Raw genomic sequence first — 18844 nt, 5'->3', positions numbered from 1 at the left:
GTCTTCGGGCAGCGCGTCGTCAGGCATCGGAGGCATGTCCTTCATCGACGTCCGCCGACGTCTCCTTGGTTCGAGAGGTGTGGGGCCCGGTGATCTCCCGCTCCAGCACGAGGCGGGCGGCCTCCTGCTCGGCGAGGCGTTTCGAGGGGCCGACGCCGATGCCGGCCTCCAACCCCTCGACGCGGACCGCGATGTGGAACACCGGCGCATGGTCCGGCCCGGAGCGGTCCACCACGTCGTAGACTGGGATCGGCAGGGCGCGGGCCATGGCCCATTCCTGCAGGGCCGACTTGGCGTCGCGGCCGCGCGGGGCCGCCGTGTCGGTGTCGGGGGTGAAGGCGGCGTTGACGATGCCCTTGGCAACCTCGTAGCCGGCATCGAGGAACACCGCGCCGAGGATCGCCTCGCACACGTCGGCGAGGATGGTCTGGTTGCGCCGCCCGCCGCTCTGGACCTCGCCGGGGCCGAGGGCGAGGTGCGGACCGACGTCCCAGGCGGTGGCGACGGAAGCGCAGGTCTCGCGCCGCACGAGGCCGGCGAGGCGCCGCGACAGCTCGCCCTCGTCGGCCTGCGGGAAGGCGTCGTAGAGGAGGTCGCCGATGGCGAGGCCGAGGACGCGGTCGCCGAGGAATTCCAGGCGCTGGTAGCTGCCGAGGCGGCCGTTGCCGCCGGCCTTGCTCACGTGGGTGAGGGCCTGGGCGAGCAGCCTGGGATCGGCGAAGACATGGCCGATCCGGGCCTCGAGCACCGCGAGGTCGGGCTTCGGACGGGGCGCGCGCCGCGCCCGGCTGGAGGGACGCGCCTCTTCGGTCACGATGTCTGACGTCCTAGTGGATGGTCGTGAACAGCCGGTTCCAGCGCACCTTCGCCGGCCAGTTCCAGATCTGCCACGCCGGCGTGCCTTCGTCGATGGAGAAGAAGATCATCTCGGCGCGGCCGACGAAGTTCTCGAAGGGCACGAAGCCGACATTGGCGAGATCGCGCGAATCGGTCGAGTTGTCGCGATTGTCGCCCATCATGAAGAAGCGGCCCTGCGGCACGGTATAGGGCTCGGTGTTGTCCCAGTAGCCGTTGTCGCCGTCGCGCTCGATCACCCGGTGGGTGACGCCGTTGGGCAGCGTCTCGAGGTACTGCTCGGCCTTGGCCTGCTCGCCGTAGGGCCCGGTGGTCTCGAAGGGCGCGATCTTCTCGCGCTTGACCGGCACGTCGTTGATGTAGAGCAGCCCGGCCTTCATCTGGACCTTGTCGCCCGGCAGGCCGATGACCCGCTTGATGTAGTCGGTGGAATTGTCCTTCGGCAGCTTGAACACCGCGATGTCGCCGCGCTTGGGCTCGGCTGCCCAGACCCGGCCATCGGCCGTGAACGGCAGGTACTCGCTCAAGGGCAGGGAGTATTTCGAGTAGCCGTAGGAATATTTCGAGACGAACAGGTAGTCGCCGATCAGCAGCGTCGGGACGAGGGAGCCGGACGGGATGTTGAAGGGCTGGAACAGCAGCGTGCGCACCACGAGCGCGATCAGCAGCGCCTGTCCGCCGACCTTCAGCGTCTCCTTGATGCTCGCCCAGGTGCCGGTGTCAGCAGCCTTGAGGTCATGCTTGGTCTGCTGGTCCACGCGGGCACGTTCCATCTGGCTGCCATCTCCGGTTCGACGCTGGCACCCGGATTCCGGGCGGCTTCCGTCGTCGACGGTCGACCGGCGGCATAGACCATGCGGAAAGGCGCCGCAACGCGGGGCCTCGTCAGCTAAGTCTGCACCGTGCTGTCCGGCACCGCCTCGATGATCACGAACGCCTGAGCCATGGGCGGATCGTCCGTGAGGGTGATGTGCAGCTTCGGCGCGTGTCCGGCCGGCACCATCGCGGCGAGGTGTTCGGCCGCCGCACCGGTCAGGCGCAGGGTCGGGCGGCCGCCGGGTAGGTTGACCACCTCCATGTCGCGCCAAAACACGCCCCGGGCGATGCCGGTGCCGAGCGCCTTGGCGCAGGCCTCCTTGGCGGCGAAGCGGCGGGCGTAGGACGGCGCCCGCGCCGCGCGGGCGTCGCACTTGGCGCGCTCGCCGTCGGTGAAGACCCGGTGGGTGAAGCGCTCGCCGTAGCGCTCCAGCGACTTCTCGATCCGGCGGATATCGCAGAGGTCGGAGCCGATGCCGAGGATCATGCCCGGGCCGCGTCCATGGCGGCGCGCATGTCGCGGATCGCCTGGGGCAGGCCGACGAAAATCGCCTCGCCGATCAGCGCGTGCCCGATGTTGAGCTCCGCGATCTCGGGAAGGGCCGCCACCGGGCCGACGCTGTCGAGGGCGAGGCCGTGGCCGGCATGGACCTCGAGGCCGATCCCCGCGCCGTGGGCGGCCGCCCGGGTGATCCGGTCGAGTTCGCGCACCGTCCGCTCCGCGTCGCCCTCGGCCACCGCCTCGCAGTAGCTGCCGGTGTGCAACTCGACCACCGGCGCCCCGAGGCGCAGGGCCGCGTCCATCACCGCCTCGTCCGGCTCGACGAAGAGAGAGACCCGGATGCCGGCTTGCCCCAGGCGGGCGATGCGGGGCCGCAGCGAATCCTGCCCCCCGACGATGTCGAGGCCGCCCTCGGTGGTGCGCTCCTCGCGCTTCTCCGGCACGAGGCAGGCCGCGTGCGGCTTCAGGCGGATCGCCAGCCCGATCATCTCGTCGGTGGCCGCCATCTCGAAGTTGAGCGGCACCGTCAGGATGCGCGCCAGCGTCTCCATGTCGGCGTCGCGGATGTGCCGGCGGTCCTCGCGCAGGTGCGCCGTGATGCCGTCCGCCCCGGCCTCCACCGCCGCGCGGGCCGCGCGGATCGGGTCCGGCGCGCCGCCGCCGCGGGCGTTCCGGACGGTCGCGACGTGGTCGATGTTGACGCCGAGCCGGAGGCGGCTCGGCCGGGGGGCGGGGGACGACATCGTTTCGGACTCCGGGCACGGGCAGGGCGGCCTGACGGAACGGCGCACGCGCCCCTACATAAGGGAGGCGGGGCTTCAGGGGGATACGGCGCGCGATGGGTTTTCTCGATGGACTGCTCGGCCACGGCGGCGACCTCACGCCAGCGGAGGTGAACGAGCAGATGGCCGGCATCCTCACGGAGGGCGAGCCGGTCCGGGTCGCATTCCGGCTGATCCGAGACCTCATCGTCTTCACGGACCGCCGCCTGATCCTGGTGGACAAGCAGGGCATCACGGGCCGCAAGGTCTCGTACCTGACGGTGCCCTACCGGGCGATCACGTCGTTCTCCGTGGAGACGGCGGGCAGCTTCGACCTCGATTCGGAACTCGCCATCTGGGTGTCGGGCCGGGCCGAGCCGATCCGCAAGACCCTCAAGCGGGGCGCCAACATCCTCGGTATTCAGCAGGCGATCGCGGCCTCGATCCGCTGAGCGGAGTCAGCGCCGGCAAACCTTGCCTCGGGGGCCGGGCTCTGTTAAGGCCCCGCCCATTCCACACGCGGAGCCGGCCTCATGCCTGAATGAGGCGTTTCCGGTGGTCGTCGTCCCTCGGGCGCGATCGCTTCCTCCGCGGCGGTACCAACCGGAGAGTACAAGAGACATGGCCGTTGATTTCACCATGCGTCAGCTTCTCGAGGCCGGCGCCCACTTCGGACACCAGGCCCACCGCTGGAACCCGAAGATGCAGTCCTACATCTTCGGGACGCGCAACAACATCCACATCATCGACCTCGCCCAGACCGTGCCGGCCCTCCACCAGGCCCTGCAGGCGGTGAGCGACACCGTCGCCAAGGGCGGCCGGGTGCTGTTCGTCGGCACCAAGCGCCAGGCGGCCGACACCATCGCGGAAGCCGCCAAGCGCTCGGCCCAGTACTACGTCAACTCCCGCTGGCTCGGCGGCATGCTGACCAACTGGAAGACCATCTCGGGCTCGATCCAGCGCCTGCGCAAGGTCGACGAGACCCTCGACGGCGGGGCCCAGGGCCTCACCAAGAAGGAACGCCTGATGCTCGCCCGCGAGAAGGACAAGCTCGAGAAGGCGCTGGGCGGCATCAAGGACATGGGCGGCGTGCCGGACCTGCTGTTCGTGATCGACACCAACAAGGAGCAGCTGGCGATCAAGGAGGCCCAGCGCCTCGGCATCCCGGTGGCGGCCATCGTCGACACCAACTGCAACCCGGACGGCATCACTTACGTCGTCCCCGCCAACGACGACGCCGGCCGCGCCATCGCGCTCTACTGCGACCTGATCGCCCGCGCCGCCATCGACGGCATCTCGCGCGGCCAGGGCTCGATGGGCGTCGATCTCGGCGCCTCCGAGGAGCCGGTCGCCGAGGAGCTGCCGGCCAACGACGACGCAGCGACCTCCGTCGAGTCGGGCTCGGTCAACCAGGCCGACGTCGCCGCCCTCGTGGAGTCCACCGAGCACTTCGAGCTGCTCTCGGCCCCCCGCGGCGCGCCCGACGACCTGTCGAAGCTCCACGGCGCCGGCCCGCAGATCGTGCAGAAGCTCAACGAGGCGGGCATCTACCACTACTGGCAGCTGGCCTCCATGAGCGCCGACGACGTCGCCAAGGTCGATGCCGACCTGAAGCTCAACGGCCGCATCGTCCGCGACGGCTGGGTCGACCAGGCCCGCGGCTTCGTCGAGGCCGCCGCCGCCGCCTGATCCCGCTGCGGCGGCCCGTCATCGGGCCGCCATCGCCAGATCGGACAATCCAAGCTGAAGCCCGGTGCTTTCCATGAGCGCCGGGCTCATTCGCTTCAGAAGACTTTCGCGCTCCGACCATGACGCGCGCGTCGTCAGACTTCGTCTTCCATACGACACGGAAAGGACCGGCCATGGCCAACATCACCGCCGCACTGGTGAAAGAGCTCCGCGAAAAGACCGGCGCGGGCATGATGGACTGCAAGGGCGCGCTCAACGAGACCGACGGCGACATCGAGGCCGCGGTCGACTGGCTGCGCAAGAAGGGCCTCGCCAAGGCCGCCAAGAAGGCCGGCCGCGTCGCCGCCGAGGGCCTCGTCGCCGTCGAGTCCGCCGGCCACCATGCCGCCATCGTCGAGGTGAATTCCGAGACCGACTTCGTCGCCCGTAACGACAGCTTCCAGGCCTTCGCCCGCGAGGCCGCCAAGCTTGCGCTCGACACCGACGGCACGCTGGAGGGCCTCGAGGCCGCCACGTTCCCGGGTGCCACGACCACGGTCAAGGAGAGCCTCGCCAACCTCATCGCCACCATCGGCGAGAACATGACCCTGCGCCGCGTCGCCAAGCTCGACGTGACCAAGGGCGTGATCGCCTCCTACGTCCACGGTCAGGTGGTCGAGGGCCTCGGCAAGATCGGCGTGCTCGTCGCGCTGGAATCCGAGGGCGACGTCGAGGTGCTCTCCACCCTCGGCCGCCAGATCGCCATGCACGTCGCCGCCACCAACCCGGTGGCGCTCGATGCCGCCGGCGTCGACCAGGCGACCCTCGACCGCGAGATCAACATCCTGCGCGAGAAGAACGTCGGCAAGCCCGAGAACGTGCTCGCCAAGATCGTCGAGAGCGGCCTGAAGAGCTACTACAAGGAGGTCACCCTCCTGGAGCAGCCCTTCGTGCATGACGGCTCCAAGACCATCAGCCAGGTGCTGAAGGAGGCCGAGGCCAAGGCCGGCGCGCCGGTCAAGCTCACCGCCTTCGTGCGCTATGCCCTCGGCGAGGGCATCGAGAAGGAAGAGGCGCCCGACTTCGCCTCCGAGGTGGCCGCCGCCGCGCGCGGCTGAGCCCGTCCTTCCCGCGCCGGCTGGCCCGGGACGGCATCGGCAGGAAAGCCTCGGTTTGTCAGGAGGGGCGGCGGCAGACATGCCGTCGCCCCTCGACGTTCCGACCCTCCTTGGGCTAGACACCCCTCCGCTTCCGATTGGCTCTCCGACCTGATCCAGGCCGGGTTTGAGGGGACTGGCTCGATGCCGGAGACCACACCGTTTCGCCGCGTCCTCGTGAAACTCTCCGGCGAGGCCCTGGCGGCTCCCGATGGATACTGGCTGCATCCCCCGACCCTGGCCGGCATCGCCGACGACATCGCCCGCACCCGCGAGGCCGGCGTCCAGATCGCCCTGGTGGTCGGCGGCGGCAACATGATCCGCGGGGCGCGCATCTCGGCCGCCGGCTGGATCGACCGCGCCACCGGCGATTCGCTGGGCATGATGGCGACGGTGATGAACTCGCTCGCCCTGGAGACGGCCCTGAACGCCGCCGGCGTCCCGGCGCGCACGATGTCGGCGGTCTCGATGCCGACCATCTGCGAGACCTATGCCCGCCAGCCCGCCCTGCATCACCTCGACAAGGGACAGGTGGTGGTCCTCGCCGGCGGGACCGGCAACCCCTTCTTCACCACCGACACCGCCGCCGTCCTGCGGGCGGCCGAGCTGCGCTGCGACGCGGTGCTCAAGGCCACGCAGGTGGACGGCGTCTACTCCGCCGATCCGAACCGCGATCCCACCGCCACCCGCTACGACCGGCTGACCCACGACGAAGCGATCGCCCGCGACCTCAAGGTGATGGACACCGCCGCCTTCGCGCTGGCCCGCGAGAGCCGCCTCTCGATCGTCGTCGGCTCCGTCCACGCGCCGAGCTCGATCCTGGCGATCCTCACCGGCGGCGCCCCGGCGACCCAGGTCGTTCCCTGAGGCCGCGTCGTCGCGCCGGCCAGGTCCGCGCCGCGTCCCGGCAAGTCTCCGGAAGTCGTCGCAGCGGGCCGGCCGGCCGAACTCAGCATTTGTAGAGGTTTTTCGCGTCTCCTGACGCTCGGAGCCGCCTGCCATCGCACCGGGCGGTCGCTGAGCGCAGCCATGGCCCTTTCGCAGATCGTTTTCTACAGCCACAACCTTCTCACCCTGCACGGGGGAACGCTGCGCGACATGGTCCGGGACATCCTGGCCTCCTGCAACCGCTACACGCGGGCCTCTGGATTCACGGGGGCGCTGATCTTCAACGAGAAGTTCTTCCTGCAGGCCATGGAGGGAGACCCGGTCGCGCTCTCCGATCAATTATGGACCCTTGCGGCCGATAGCCGCCACAGCGGCATGGTCCTGATCGCGGCGCGTACGATCGAGCAGCGCGACTTCCGGGGCTGGACCGTCGGCTATGCCGGGCATTCCGAACCGCTCGACACGCTCTACCTCCGGTACGGCCCGAAGCCGAAGCTCGATCCGACGCAGATGTCCCTCGCCGGCGCGGTCGGCCTCCTGCGCGCCTTCGCCGAGGTCGACGGAAACCACTTCGTGCAGCGATCCGGTGCCGCGGCTCCGGCCGCCGCCAAGGCGTAGGCCGGGCCCGCGCCGATCCCCCGAAGCGTTTCCCGGCCAAACGGCATCGCGCCATTTGCGACCCACCGGATTTTGGTTCATTGAGGCCCACGAACGGGCCCCGGCGGCCCGGCCCATTCCCTCCAGTTCGCGTCGGGACAGTCCAGCATGGCAGCCATTCCAGAATTCGACCTGAATGACATCAAGCGTCGCATGCAGGGCGCCGTCGCTTCGCTGAAGGGCGATCTCGGATCTCTCCGCACCGGCCGGGCCACGCCCAGCATCCTCGATCCGATCCAGGTCGACGCCTACGGCGCGATGATGCCGATGGCCCAGGTTGCAACCGTGAGTGTGCCCGAGCCGCGCCTCCTCAGCATCTCGGTCTGGGACCGCGGCATGATCGGCGCCGTCGAGAAGGCGATCCGCGAATCCGACCTCGGCATGAACCCACAGACCGAGGGGCAGACCATCCGCCTGCGGGTGCCGGAGATGAACGAGCAGCGCCGCAAGGAGATGGTCAAGGTCGCGCACAAGTACACGGAGGAGGCGCGCGTCGCCGTCCGTCACGTGCGCCGCGACGGTCTCGACCACCTCAAGAAGCTGGAGAAGGACGGCGCCATCAGCGAGGACGACGAGAAGCGTCAGGCCGGCGAGGTCCAGAAGGCCACCGACCAGTTCATCGCCGAGATCGACGGCGTGCTCGCCGCCAAGGAGAAGGAGATCATGCAGGTCTGAGTTCCTCGAGAGGGGATCGGGGCCACGTGTGATCGGCACGAGAGACGGTTGGGGGAGAAGCGCGTTGGGTCGCTCAGAAGGCGCGCGTCACATCGAGACGGCGAGGGGGCACGGGACGGAGGCCGGGCTGGGCGTCTCCGACGCCGCGGCAGCGGTCTATCCGGGCACCCCCGTGCCCGCCGTGGCGCCGGCGCCGGCCCATGTCGCCATCATCATGGACGGCAACGGCCGCTGGGCCGCCGGCCGCGGGCTGCCCCGCGTCGAGGGGCACCGGCGCGGCGTCGAGGCGGTGCGCCGCGCGGTGCGTTCGGCCATCGAACTGGGCGTGCGCTACCTGACGATCTACAGCTTCTCCTCCGAGAACTGGCGCCGGCCCCCCGCCGAGGTCGCGGACCTGATGGGCCTGATGAAGCTGTTCGTCCGCCGCGACCTGGCGGACCTGCACGGCAACAACGTCCGCATCCGCATCATCGGCGAGCGCGACGGCCTTCCGCCCGACATCGCCGGACTGCTCGACGAGGCCGAGCAGCGCACGCGCGCCAATACCGGGCTGACCCTGATCGTGGCCTTCAACTACGGCGGGCGCCAGGAGATTCTGCGCGCCGTCCGCACGCTGGCACGGGCGGTGGCGGCCGGCCGGCTGGCGCCGGACGCCATCGACCTCGACGCCCTCACGGGGGCCCTCGACACCACGGGGATCCCGGACCCGGACCTCGTGATCCGCACCTCCGGCGAGCAGCGGCTGTCCAACTTCCTTACCTGGCAGACGGCCTACGCGGAATACGTGATCGTTCCGGAGTTCTGGCCGGACTTCGACCACGCCGCGTTCCGGGCCGCCATCGACGAATACCACCGCCGCGACCGTCGCTTCGGTGGCCTCAGCGGCAAGGCCGGCTGACCGTGGCCCCCGGGGAGGCGGCACCCGCCTCGCAGCGCGGCCTGTTCGCCGGCCGCGAGTTCCAGGCCCGGCTGGTGTCGGCGATCCTGCTCGGCGCCGTCGTGCTGGCGGCCCTGGTCCTGGGCGGCTGGCCCTTCGCGGTGATCTGGCTCGCCGCCGGCATCGTCTTCGCGGCCGAGTGGATCGGCATGAGCGCGGTGCTGCCCCAGCGGGGTGTTCTGGCCCTCACGGCCGCCACCCTGGTCGGCCTCGTCCTCTGCCAGCACGGCGGCGCGGCGCCCGCGGCGACCCTGTCGGTCGGCGCCCTCGGCGCCCTCCTGGTGGCGGTGGCGGCGCGGGGCGGCCCCGGCCGGGTGCGCGCGCTCGCGGGGCTGGCGAGCTCGGCGGTGATCGCCCTGGTGCCGACGGCCCTGCGCGACGATCCCGGCATCGGCATCCTCGGCCCGGCCTGGATGTTCGCGGTGGTCTGGTCCACCGACATCGTCGCCTACTTCACCGGGCGCACCTTCGGCGGACCCAAGCTGATGCCGCGGGTCAGCCCGAAGAAGACCTGGTCGGGCGCCCTCGGCGGCCTCGCCGCCGGAACGCTCGCCGGCGTCGCCCTCGTGCTGGTGGCGCGCGACCACGGCTGGAGCGACCTCGCCACCGCCTCGCTCGCGCTGGTCGCCCTCGTCAGCGCCACCGCCTCGATCCTGAGCCAGGGCGGCGACCTCGTCGAATCCGCCCTGAAGCGCCGCTACGGCGTCAAGGATTCCGGGCGCTCCATTCCCGGCCATGGCGGCGTCATGGATCGTCTCGACGGCTTCTTCGCCGTGGCCGTCCTGGCCGGCTTCTATCTCATCGCCCGCCGCTTCGTGGCGGCCTGAAGGACCCTTCCGTTGCTGACCGTCACCATCCTCGGCGCCACCGGCTCCATCGGCCAATCCACCATCGACCTGCTGCTCCAGCATCCCGACCGCTTCCGCATCGGCGGCCTCGTGGCGGGCCGCGACGTCGAGGCCATCGCCCGGCTCGCCGGCAACCTGCAGCCCGACTTCGTGGCCCTGGCCGACGAATCCGCCGGGCCCGCCCTGCGCGATGCGCTCGCCCATACCAACATCCGGAACGGGGCCGGCGAGGGCGCTGTCCTCGAAGCGGTCGCCCGCGAGGCCGACATCGTGGTGGCGGCGGTGAGCGGCGCCGCGGGCCTGCGCCCGACCCACGCGGCGCTCAAGCTCGGCCGCACCGTGGCGCTGGCCAACAAGGAGAGCCTGGTCTGCGCCGGCGACGCCTTCATGCGTGACGCCAAGCGCTACGGCGCCACCCTGCTGCCGGTGGATTCCGAGCACAACGCCCTGGCGCAGGCGCTGGGCGACGGCCGCCTCGACGACGTTTCGAAGATGACGATCACCGCCTCCGGCGGTCCCTTCCGGACCTGGACCCGCGAGCGCATCGCCGCGGCCTCGCCCACGGAGGCCGCAGCCCATCCGACCTGGTCGATGGGCATGAAGATCAACATCGATTCGGCCTCCCTGATGAACAAGGGCCTGGAGTTGATCGAGGCGCACCACCTCTTCGCTCTGGAGCCGGAGCGCCTGGACGTCATCGTCCACCCGCAATCGATCGTGCACGGCCTCGTCTACTGGCGCGACGGCGCGGTGACGGCGGGGCTCGCCATGCCCGACATGCGGGTGCCGATCGCCCATTGCCTCGGCCTCGGCGAGCGCCTGACGATCGCGCGCGGGCGCCATCTCGACCTCGCCGCCGCCGGCAGCCTGACCTTCGAGGCCGCCGACGAGGCGCGCTTCCCCTGCCTGGCGATCGCCCGGGCGGCGCTCGCCGCCGGGGGCGCCGCCCCGACCGTGATGAACGCCGCCAACGAGATCGCGGTGGCGGCCTTCATCAGGCGCGCGATCGGCTTCTACGGCATCGCCGACCTGGTCGAGCGCGCCTGCGAGCATTTCGCCGGGCAGTACCGGACCGCACCCGAGGACGTCGACGAGGCCCTGGCCATCGACGCCGAGGTCCGTCGCTGGAGCAGCCAGGCCGTCGCGGCGGCCTGAGCCGCCTTCAAGGATGCCGTCGCGGCGGCCCGGTCGTCGTCAGGCCTCCGGGCCGTAGCCCGCCAGGAACACGCGCACGGCTTCGCCGACATTGTGCTCGATCTCCGCCTGGGCGGCCCCGTCGCCGGCGTTGAAGAGCAGCCGGGTCAGCAATCCGGCCTGGCACATCTGCAGGAACTGGCGCGCGGCGAGGTTGGTGTCCGCCGGGCGCAGCCGCCCGGCCGCGACCTGCGCGTCGAGATAGGCGGCGAGCCGGGTCGTCCCCTGCACCAGCCCCGCTTCGAAGAAGGCTTGGCCGAGGCGCGGGAACTTCTCGCAGGCGCCGATGACCATCCGGATCACCGTGACGTGCTCGGGCCGGATCATCTCGGCGAGGTAGCTGCGCCCCAGGCGCGTCAGCACGGCCCGCAGGTCGGGGTCGTCGGCGTCGAGCCGGAACAGCACCTCGGCGAGGCCGCGCTTCTCCGCGAGCGCCAGGTCCTCGAACAGGGCTTCCTTGCTGTCGAAGTAGACGTAGAGCGTCCCCTTGGAGACTCCCGCCGCCCTTGCGATCTCGCCCATGCTGGCGCCGTCGAAGCCCGCGGTCATGAAGACCGCGCGCGCGCCGTCGAGGATCTGGCGACGCTTGTCGGTCTCCGGCGATGTGCGTTCGCGCGCATCGCGGGTGGCTTCTGTGGTCGCCATGGTCGTGATCCTCATTGACCGAACGGTTCGGTCATAATATCCCGAAGCCTCGCGAGGCGCCAGCGTTCGCGACCCAGAAAATGACCGAACGGTTCGGTCAATCGCTTGCGAGAGCGGGATCGACACCATGGGATCGATGCCATGAGCCTGCGCGAAGACGACGGCATCCGAGCCGAGCCGAGCCTGGTCGAAGACCGCGCGACGAGCGCCGCCTCTCCCCCGGTCGAGGCCGGGCCGGCAGCGCCGCAGACGCCCGTCGTGATCGCGCCGCCGCCGGCGGAGGCGCCGGCCAAGCCCCGGCGCGCGCGCAAGGTCGTGCTGGCGACCCTGCTCCTCGCCGGCCTCGGCGGCGGCGCCTACAAGGCGCATGACTGGTGGACCGTGGGGCGCTTCTTCGTGAGCACCGACGATGCCTACGTGCAGGCCGACATCTCGGTGCTGGCCGCCAAGATCCCGGGCTACCTCGCGGCGGTGCCGGTCGTGAACGGGCAGACGATGCACAAGGGCGACGTGATCGCCCGCATCGACGACGGCGATTATCGGCTGGCCGCCCAGGCCGCGCACGACAAGCTGGTGACGCAGCAGGCCGCCATCGCCCGGATCGCCCGGCAGGTCGAGGCCGCTCAGGCGCAGATGCTCCAGGCCTCGGCCCAGATCGACGCCAACAAGGCCGACGCGGTGCGGGCCGCTTCCGATTACGCCCGGCAGCAGCAGCTCGAGAAGGTCGATTTCGTCGCCAAGGCCCGCATCGAGCAGGCGCGGGCCGACCGCGACCGGACGGACGCCGCCGTGAAGGGGGCGGAAGCCTCCCTCGTCGCCATGCGCGCCAATGTCGAGGTGCTGCGGGCTCAGGGCAAGGAAGCGGAGGGACTGGCCGCCGAGCTGCGCACCGCCGAGGCCCGGGCCGCGCGCGATCTCGCCTTCACCACGGTCCGGGCGCCCTTCGACGGCGTGGTCGGCAACAAGGCGGTGGAGGCCGGCGCCTACGTCTCGCCGGGCTCGCGCATCGCCGCCCTGGTGCCCCTGGAGAGCGTCCGCATCGACGCCAACTTCAAGGAGACCCAGGTCGAGCGCATGCATCCGGGCCAGCGCGTCCATATCGCGGTGGACGCCTATCCGGACCGCGACATCGTCGGCGAGGTCGAGTCCCTCTCGCCCGCCTCCGGCTCGGTCTTCAGCCTGCTGCCCCCCGACAACGCGACGGGCAACTTCACCAAGATCGTCCAGCGCCTGCCGGTGCGGGTGCACGTGCCCGCGGACGTCGCCCGCGAGGGCATCCTGCGTCCCGGCCTCTCCGTCACCGTCCGGGTCGATACCCGAGAGGGCGCGCAGGCGGCCGCCGGCGAGGACCGCGTCCGCACGGCCGAACGGCGCTAGGCCCTCGGATGGCCGCCACCGCCGCCCTGGGACCCGCCGCGCCGGTCGCCGAGCCGCCGCTGGACCGCCGCCGGATGCTGGCGTTCGTCTGCATGGTGTTCGGGATGTTCATGGCGATCCTGGACATCCAGATCGTCTCGGCCTCCCTGGCCGAAATCCAGGCCGGCCTCTCGGCCTCGGGCGACGAGATCCCCTGGGTGCAGACCAGCTACCTCATCGCCGAGGTGATCTCGATCCCGCTCTCCGGCTTCCTGTCGCGGGTGGTCTCCACGCGCTGGATGTTCGTGATCTCGGCCGGCGGCTTCACGCTGATGAGCCTGATGTGCGCCACCTCGACCTCCATCAACGAGATGATCGTCTGGCGGGCGGCGCAGGGCTTCATCGGCGGCGGCATGATCCCGACGGTCTTCGCCTCGGCCTTCACGATCTTTCCGCCTTCGAAACGCTCCATCGTCTCGCCGATGATCGGCCTCGTGGCGACGCTCGCGCCCACCATCGGGCCGACGGTGGGCGGCTACCTCACCGACCTGTTCGACTGGCACTGGCTGTTCCTCGTCAACGTCGTGCCGGGGATCTTCGTCACGGTGTCCACCTACCTGCTGGTCGATTTCGACGAGCCGAACCTCGCCCTGTTCAAGCGCTTCGACTGGTTCGGGCTGGTGTTCATGGCGCTGATGCTCGGCTGCCTCGAATACGTCCTGGAGGAGGGGCCGAACCACGACTGGCTCGCCGACGAGGCGGTCTTCGCCTGCACGGTGATCTGCCTGACGGCCGGACCGGCCTTCTTCTGGCGCGCCTTCACGGCCGCCGAGCCGATCGTCGACCTGCGGGCCTTCTCCGACCGCAACTTCACCGCCGGCTGCATCTTCAGCTTCGTCCTCGGCATCGGCCTCTACGGGCTGACCTACCTCTACCCGATCTATCTCGGGCGGGTGCGCAGCTACTCGGCCCTGCAGATCGGCGAGACGATGTTCGTCTCGGGGCTCTGCATGTTCGCCACCGCGCCGATCGCGGGGCGCTTCTCCGGCAAGGTCGATCCGCGCCTGATGATGGGGCTCGGCTTCCTGGGCTTCGCCACCGGCACCTGGATGGTCACCGGCCTGACCAAGGACTGGGATTTCTGGGAGCTGCTCGTGCCGCAGATCCTGCGCGGCTGCTCGCTGATGCTGTGCATGATTCCGATCAACAACATCGCGCTCGGCACCCTGCCGCCGGCCCGGATGAAGAACGCCTCCGGCCTCTACAACCTGACCCGCAACCTCGGCGGCGCCGTCGGCCTTGCGCTGATCAACACGGTGCTCAACGACCGCTGGGACCTGCACCTCGCGCGCCTGCACGAGCGCTTCACCTGGACGAACACCGCCGTCCTCGAGCGCCTGGAGATGACGCGCCGGCAGTTCGAGGTGCTCGGCGGCAACGCCGACGCCATGGCCCTGAAGGCGATGATGAACACCGTCAGGATGCAGGGGCTGGTGATGGGCTTCACCGACGTGTTCCTGGTGCTGACCGTCCTGTTCGTGGCCATGGCCTGCGCCGTGCCCTTCATCCGGCGGCCCCGCGCGGCGGCCGGCGCCGGCGGCGGACACTGACCGGCACAGGCCTCGGGCGCCGGCCCGGTTCTTTACCCTGTGCCCGGGAAAGCGGGGACAGGGCCGCCCGATCATCCCCCTGCGACCGCAAAACCCGCGCGAAAGGTTTGCGTTCGCGTCCGGCGCATCCGATCTGCTACAGCGGAACGACGGCCCCGGGGGAGGCCGGGAGGATCGACCAATGGACTTCCTGAACGCCATGGGCGGCACGGCGAGCGGTTTCTTCGGCGCCGTGATTCCCTTCCTGATCGTGCTGAGCATCGTCGTGTTCGTGCACGAGATGGGACATTTCCTGGTCGGCCGCTGGTGCGGGGTCGGCGTCCACGCCTTCTCCCTCGGCTTCGGGCCGGAACTGTTCGGCTTCAACGACCGCCACGGCACGCGCTGGAAGCTCTCGGCCATTCCCCTCGGCGGATACGTCAAGTTCCACGGCGATGCCAACGGCGCCAGCGTTCCCGATCCGGAAGCGGTCGCGCGCATGACCCCGCAGGAGCGGGCCACGAGCTTCCCGACGCAATCCCTGCCCAAGCGCGCCGCCATCGTGGCCGCCGGGCCGATCGCCAACTTCATCCTCGCCATCGCGCTGTTCTCCGGCGCCATCTACTTCGGCGGCCGATACGAGACGCCGGCCCGGGTCGAGGCGGTCATGCCCGACAGCGCCGCGGCCCGGGCCGGCTTCGAGCCCGGCGACGTGATCCGCGCCATCGGCGGGTCGCGGGTCGACAGCTTCACCGACATGCAGCGCACGGTCTCGGGCGCCGCCGGCTCCAGCCTGACCTTCACGGTCGAGCGCGGCGGCGAGACCCGCGAGCTCGTGGCCGTTCCGGAGCGCAAGGAGGACGTAACGCCCTTCGGCCGCCATCGCTTCGGCCGCCTCGGCATCCAGGGGCCGAAGGCCACCGAGGCCAAGCTCGTGCATTACGGCCCGGTCCAGTCCCTGGGCCTCGGCACCTACGAGACCTACTTCGTGGTCGACCGGACCATCGACTACATCGGCAAGCTGGTCACCGGCCGGGAATCCCCCGACCAGCTCTCCGGCCCGATCGGCATCGCCCGGGTCTCGGGCGCGGTCGCCCAGAGCGGCGGCCTCGGCGGGCTGATCGGCCTGATCGCGCTGCTCTCGGTCTCGATCGGCCTCCTCAACCTCTTTCCCGTGCCCCTGCTCGATGGCGGCCACCTGCTGTTCTACGCCTTCGAGGCCGTGCGCGGCCGGCCCCTGAGCGAGCGGGCCCAGGAGATCGGCTTCCGCATCGGCCTCGCGCTCGTGCTGTTCCTGATGCTGTTCGCCGCCTGGAACGACATCCTCAATCTCGGCGCCTCCTGGGGCGCGCGCGGCACCTGAACGGGCGCCGGGATGTCCCGGCGGGTCCCGCTTCGGGACACGCAAACGCCTCGATCTTAACCACAAACGACCGTGCACGCGGAACCTCCGGGTTTCGCGTGCAACCGTTTGTTGACCCTGTTCGACGATCGGCCCGGGGCGTTAAGTGACCGGAAGGCCACGTCTCCCCAAAATCCCCAGTGAGCGGGACCCCCCGGCGTTTGCTTAACGTGGGAATCCCGATAGAAGCTGAGCTTGGGACCAGGTGTCAGGACGCCCGGAAAACGGGCGCCTGGCTGCGGGTGCAAACTCGCGCTGAAGATATAAAGAGACGGGCGATTACATGATGTCGATGACGGGGAAGCGCCGGCGTAAGTCGGCGGAACAGACCATCGTCCTAGTCGCCGCGGCGGCCGCTGGCCTCGTTCTCGGTGGAACCGCTCAGGCGCAGCAGATCGTCGTCCAGGGTAACAAGCGTGTCGATGCCGACACCATCCGGTCCTACGTGACCGGCACCGCCTCCGGGTCGCCCGAGGAAGCCCGCCGCAACCTGCTGGCGAGCGGCATGTTCTCCGACGTGAAGGTCTCCCGCAGCGGTGCCAGCACCGTCGTCAGCGTCCGCGAGAACAACCTGATCAACCGGGTGGTGTTCGAGGGCAACAAGAAGATCGAGAAGGCCACCCTCGAGGGCGAGGTCGAGGCCAAGGCGCGCGGCGCCTTCAGCGAGGCCGTGATCCAGGCCGACATCCAGCGCATCAAGGAAGTCTACCGCCGCGCCGGACGTGGCACGGCGAAGGTCACCTACCGCACGGTGGACCTTCCGAACGGCCGCCTCGACGTGATCTACGTGATCGAGGAAGGCGACAAGACCGGCATCAAGGCGATCAATTTCGTCGGCAACAACGCCTACTCGTCGTCGAAGCTGCGCGAGCTGATGTCCTCCTCGGAGATGAACTTCCTCAGCTTCATCAAGACCTCGGACGTCTACGACCCGGATCGCATCACCAACGACCTCGACATCGTCCGGCGCTACTACCTCAAGAACGGCTACGCCGATTTCCGCGTCGTGAACGCCGATGCCCGCTACGTCGAGGGCGAGGGCGATGCCGGCTGGGTCGTCACCGTCACGGTGGAGGAGGGCGAGCAGTACCGCGTCGGCGCGGTGGCGATCGACTCCCGCCTGCCGGGCCTCGACACCCAGACCCTCGACGGCGAGATCCGCTCCCAGGTCGGCGACGTCTACAACGCCGAGGACGTGGAGCGCACCCTCAACGGCGTGACCAATCAGGTCGGCCGCCAGGGCTATCCCTTCGCACAGGTGCGCCCCACCGGCCAGCGCGACCGCGCCACCCACACGGTGGCCCTCGGCTTCGTGGTCGAGGACGGCCCGCGCGTCTACGTCGAGCGCATCAACATCCGCGGCAACACCCGCACCCGCGACTACGTCATCCGCCGCGAGCTCGATATCACCGAGGGCGATGCCTACAACCGGGTTCTGACCGACCGGGCCGAGCGTCGCCTGAACGGCCTCGGCTTCTTCAAGAAGGTGCGCTTCTCCAACGAGCCGGGCTCCTCGGCCGACCGCGTGATCATCAACATCGATGTCGAGGATCAGCCCACGGGCTCGTTCTCGGTGGCCGGCGGTTACTCCACCCAGGACGGCATCATCGGCGAGGTTTCGATCTCGGAGTCGAACTTCCTCGGCCGTGGCCAGTACGTCCGCGTGGCGGGCACCGGCGGCCAGTACTCGCGCGGCTTCGACTTCTCGTTCACCGAGCCGTACTTCCTCGGCTATCGCCTCGCGGCCGGCTTCGACGCCTTCTACAAGTACAGCGACCAGACCCGCTACTCCCGCTACGAGACCACGGTCTATGGCGGCCAGCTCCGGGTCGGCCTGCCGATCACCGAAGAGTTCGGCGTGACGCTGCGCTACTCGCTCTACAACACAGAGCTGAAGGTCCCGAACACGGTCAAGCGGCCGTACAACGACTGTTCGAACCCGATCCCCGGATACACCGCGACCTACGCCGCCAACGCAACCCTTCCGGGTCTCAACCCGGGTGACCCGGTACGAAACGTCGGTGGTCAGGCGATCTACCCGAACTGTGCCCTCGACGGCGAAGCCTCGATCGCGCTCAAGGGCTCGCAGGGCAACACGCTGACCTCGCTCGCCGGCCTGACGCTCGCCTACTCGACCCTCGACAATCTGGGTTCGCCCCGCAACGGCCTCTATGCCGAGCTGAAGCCCGACGTCGCGGGCCTCGGCGGCGACTCGAAGTTCTTCCGCGTGACCGGCGACGCCCGGTACTACAAGGAGCTCTACGAGGACGTGGTCGGCTTCGTCCGCTTCCAGGGCGGCCACATCACGGCTCTGAACGACCAGCCGCTGCGCATCACCGACCAGTTCTTCCTCGGCCCGTCGCTGGTCCGCGGCTTCGCGCCCAACGGCATCGGCCCGCGCGACGTCGGCATCAGCGACAGCCGCTCCAACGCCATCGGCGGCTCGACCTACTTCGGCGGCACCGTGGAGGTTCAGTTCCCGCTCCCCGGCGTGCCGCGGGACCTCGGCCTGAAGGGCGCGGTCTTCGCCGATGCCGGTACGCTGTTCGGCTATAACGGCCGCACGCAGTTCAACGTGAACGGCGACGCCTTCATCAACGGCATCGCGCCGGGTGGCGCCTGTAACTTCAACCAGAACACCATCGGCGTCGAACCCGAGTGCGTGAACGTTCGCGACAAGATGACGATCCGCTCCTCGGTCGGTGCCTCGATCCTGTGGAACTCGCCGCTGGGCCCGATCCGCTTCGACTACGCCTACGCCCTCTCGAAGGACGAAGGCGTGAAGGCCTACGATGCGACCGGCAACTACCTCGGCCGCGTCGGCAAGGACCAGCTGCAGGCCTTCCGGTTCTCCGGCGGCTCGCGGTTCTGACCCGGAGCGCTGCCTCCTTTCG

The 18844-nt window shown here is 69.8% G+C and carries 18 protein-coding genes; 13 read left to right on the top strand and 5 right to left on the bottom strand.

The window, feature by feature from the left end:
• Window positions 1–19: 19 nt before the first annotated feature.
• From rnc to AC3WLN_RS00705, 4 genes are all read right to left on the bottom strand, one after another.
• Window positions 20–814, bottom strand: coding sequence for a ribonuclease III (rnc, locus tag AC3WLN_RS00720; protein WP_492478933.1), 795 nt, complete (start codon window positions 812–814; stop codon window positions 20–22).
• 13 nt (window positions 815–827) lie between these two features.
• Window positions 828–1628 (bottom strand): signal peptidase I, encoded by an 801-nt coding sequence (gene lepB, locus AC3WLN_RS00715; protein WP_463770040.1) that lies wholly within the window; start codon window positions 1626–1628, stop codon window positions 828–830.
• 116 nt (window positions 1629–1744) lie between these two features.
• Window positions 1745–2158, bottom strand: a complete 414-nt coding sequence (acpS, locus tag AC3WLN_RS00710; protein ID WP_492478932.1) for a holo-ACP synthase — start codon at window positions 2156–2158, stop codon at window positions 1745–1747.
• Window positions 2155–2916, bottom strand: a complete 762-nt coding sequence (locus tag AC3WLN_RS00705; protein WP_492478931.1) for a pyridoxine 5'-phosphate synthase — start codon at window positions 2914–2916, stop codon at window positions 2155–2157. The genes acpS and AC3WLN_RS00705 overlap by 4 nt, the downstream gene beginning before the upstream one ends.
• A gap of 95 nt (window positions 2917–3011) precedes the next feature.
• Here AC3WLN_RS00705 and AC3WLN_RS00700 point away from each other — a divergent pair, with 95 nt between their 5' ends.
• The 9 genes from AC3WLN_RS00700 (at window position 3012) to dxr (ending at window position 10919) form a co-directional block, all read left to right on the top strand.
• Complete coding sequence (locus tag AC3WLN_RS00700; RefSeq protein WP_492478930.1) at window positions 3012–3386, top strand: PH domain-containing protein; 375 nt, start codon at window positions 3012–3014, stop codon at window positions 3384–3386.
• A 169-nt stretch (window positions 3387–3555) separates the two neighbouring features.
• Window positions 3556–4623, top strand: coding sequence for a 30S ribosomal protein S2 (locus AC3WLN_RS00695; protein ID WP_492478929.1), 1068 nt, complete (start codon window positions 3556–3558; stop codon window positions 4621–4623).
• A 173-nt stretch (window positions 4624–4796) separates the two neighbouring features.
• Entirely contained in the window at window positions 4797–5720 is a 924-nt protein-coding gene (gene tsf, locus AC3WLN_RS00690; protein WP_492478928.1) for a translation elongation factor Ts, read from the top strand.
• A gap of 183 nt (window positions 5721–5903) precedes the next feature.
• Window positions 5904–6626 (top strand): UMP kinase, encoded by a 723-nt coding sequence (pyrH, locus tag AC3WLN_RS00685; protein ID WP_056219019.1) that lies wholly within the window; start codon window positions 5904–5906, stop codon window positions 6624–6626.
• Window positions 6627–6788: 162 nt separating this feature from the next.
• The gene (locus AC3WLN_RS00680) at window positions 6789–7265 is read left to right on the top strand and encodes a BLUF domain-containing protein (protein ID WP_492478927.1); all 477 of its coding nucleotides are present in this window, start codon (window positions 6789–6791) and stop codon (window positions 7263–7265) included.
• A gap of 147 nt (window positions 7266–7412) precedes the next feature.
• The gene (frr, locus tag AC3WLN_RS00675) at window positions 7413–7979 is read left to right on the top strand and encodes a ribosome recycling factor (RefSeq protein WP_056189640.1); all 567 of its coding nucleotides are present in this window, start codon (window positions 7413–7415) and stop codon (window positions 7977–7979) included.
• Between the two features lie 64 nt (window positions 7980–8043).
• On the top strand, window positions 8044–8877 hold the full coding sequence (locus AC3WLN_RS00670) for an isoprenyl transferase (protein WP_492478926.1): 834 nt from the start codon (window positions 8044–8046) through the stop codon (window positions 8875–8877).
• A gap of 2 nt (window positions 8878–8879) precedes the next feature.
• A complete protein-coding gene (locus tag AC3WLN_RS00665; protein WP_492478925.1) occupies window positions 8880–9743 on the top strand; it encodes a phosphatidate cytidylyltransferase in 864 nt (287 codons plus the stop codon).
• A gap of 12 nt (window positions 9744–9755) precedes the next feature.
• A complete protein-coding gene (gene dxr / locus AC3WLN_RS00660; RefSeq protein ID WP_492478924.1) occupies window positions 9756–10919 on the top strand; it encodes a 1-deoxy-D-xylulose-5-phosphate reductoisomerase in 1164 nt (387 codons plus the stop codon).
• A gap of 39 nt (window positions 10920–10958) precedes the next feature.
• Here the strand turns inward: dxr and AC3WLN_RS00655 are convergent, their stop codons facing one another.
• Window positions 10959–11603, bottom strand: coding sequence for a TetR/AcrR family transcriptional regulator (locus AC3WLN_RS00655; RefSeq protein WP_492478923.1), 645 nt, complete (start codon window positions 11601–11603; stop codon window positions 10959–10961).
• Window positions 11604–11744: 141 nt separating this feature from the next.
• Between AC3WLN_RS00655 and AC3WLN_RS00650 the strand changes: the two genes are divergently transcribed.
• The 4 genes from AC3WLN_RS00650 (at window position 11745) to bamA (ending at window position 18822) form a co-directional block, all read left to right on the top strand.
• Window positions 11745–12980 (top strand): HlyD family secretion protein, encoded by a 1236-nt coding sequence (locus AC3WLN_RS00650; RefSeq protein WP_492478922.1) that lies wholly within the window; start codon window positions 11745–11747, stop codon window positions 12978–12980.
• Window positions 12981–12988: 8 nt separating this feature from the next.
• Window positions 12989–14569, top strand: coding sequence for a DHA2 family efflux MFS transporter permease subunit (locus AC3WLN_RS00645; RefSeq protein WP_492478921.1), 1581 nt, complete (start codon window positions 12989–12991; stop codon window positions 14567–14569).
• 181 nt (window positions 14570–14750) lie between these two features.
• Complete coding sequence (gene rseP / locus AC3WLN_RS00640) at window positions 14751–15911, top strand: RIP metalloprotease RseP (protein ID WP_492478920.1); 1161 nt, start codon at window positions 14751–14753, stop codon at window positions 15909–15911.
• A gap of 322 nt (window positions 15912–16233) precedes the next feature.
• The gene (gene bamA, locus AC3WLN_RS00635; RefSeq protein WP_492478919.1) at window positions 16234–18822 is read left to right on the top strand and encodes an outer membrane protein assembly factor BamA; all 2589 of its coding nucleotides are present in this window, start codon (window positions 16234–16236) and stop codon (window positions 18820–18822) included.
• The last annotated feature ends 22 nt before the right edge of the window (window positions 18823–18844 follow it).

The sequence above is a fragment of the Methylobacterium sp. FW306-05-D genome, assembly GCF_058782155.1.
The sequence above is the reverse complement of the archived record's forward strand: the minus strand, read 5'-3'. Positions and strand labels throughout refer to the sequence as shown.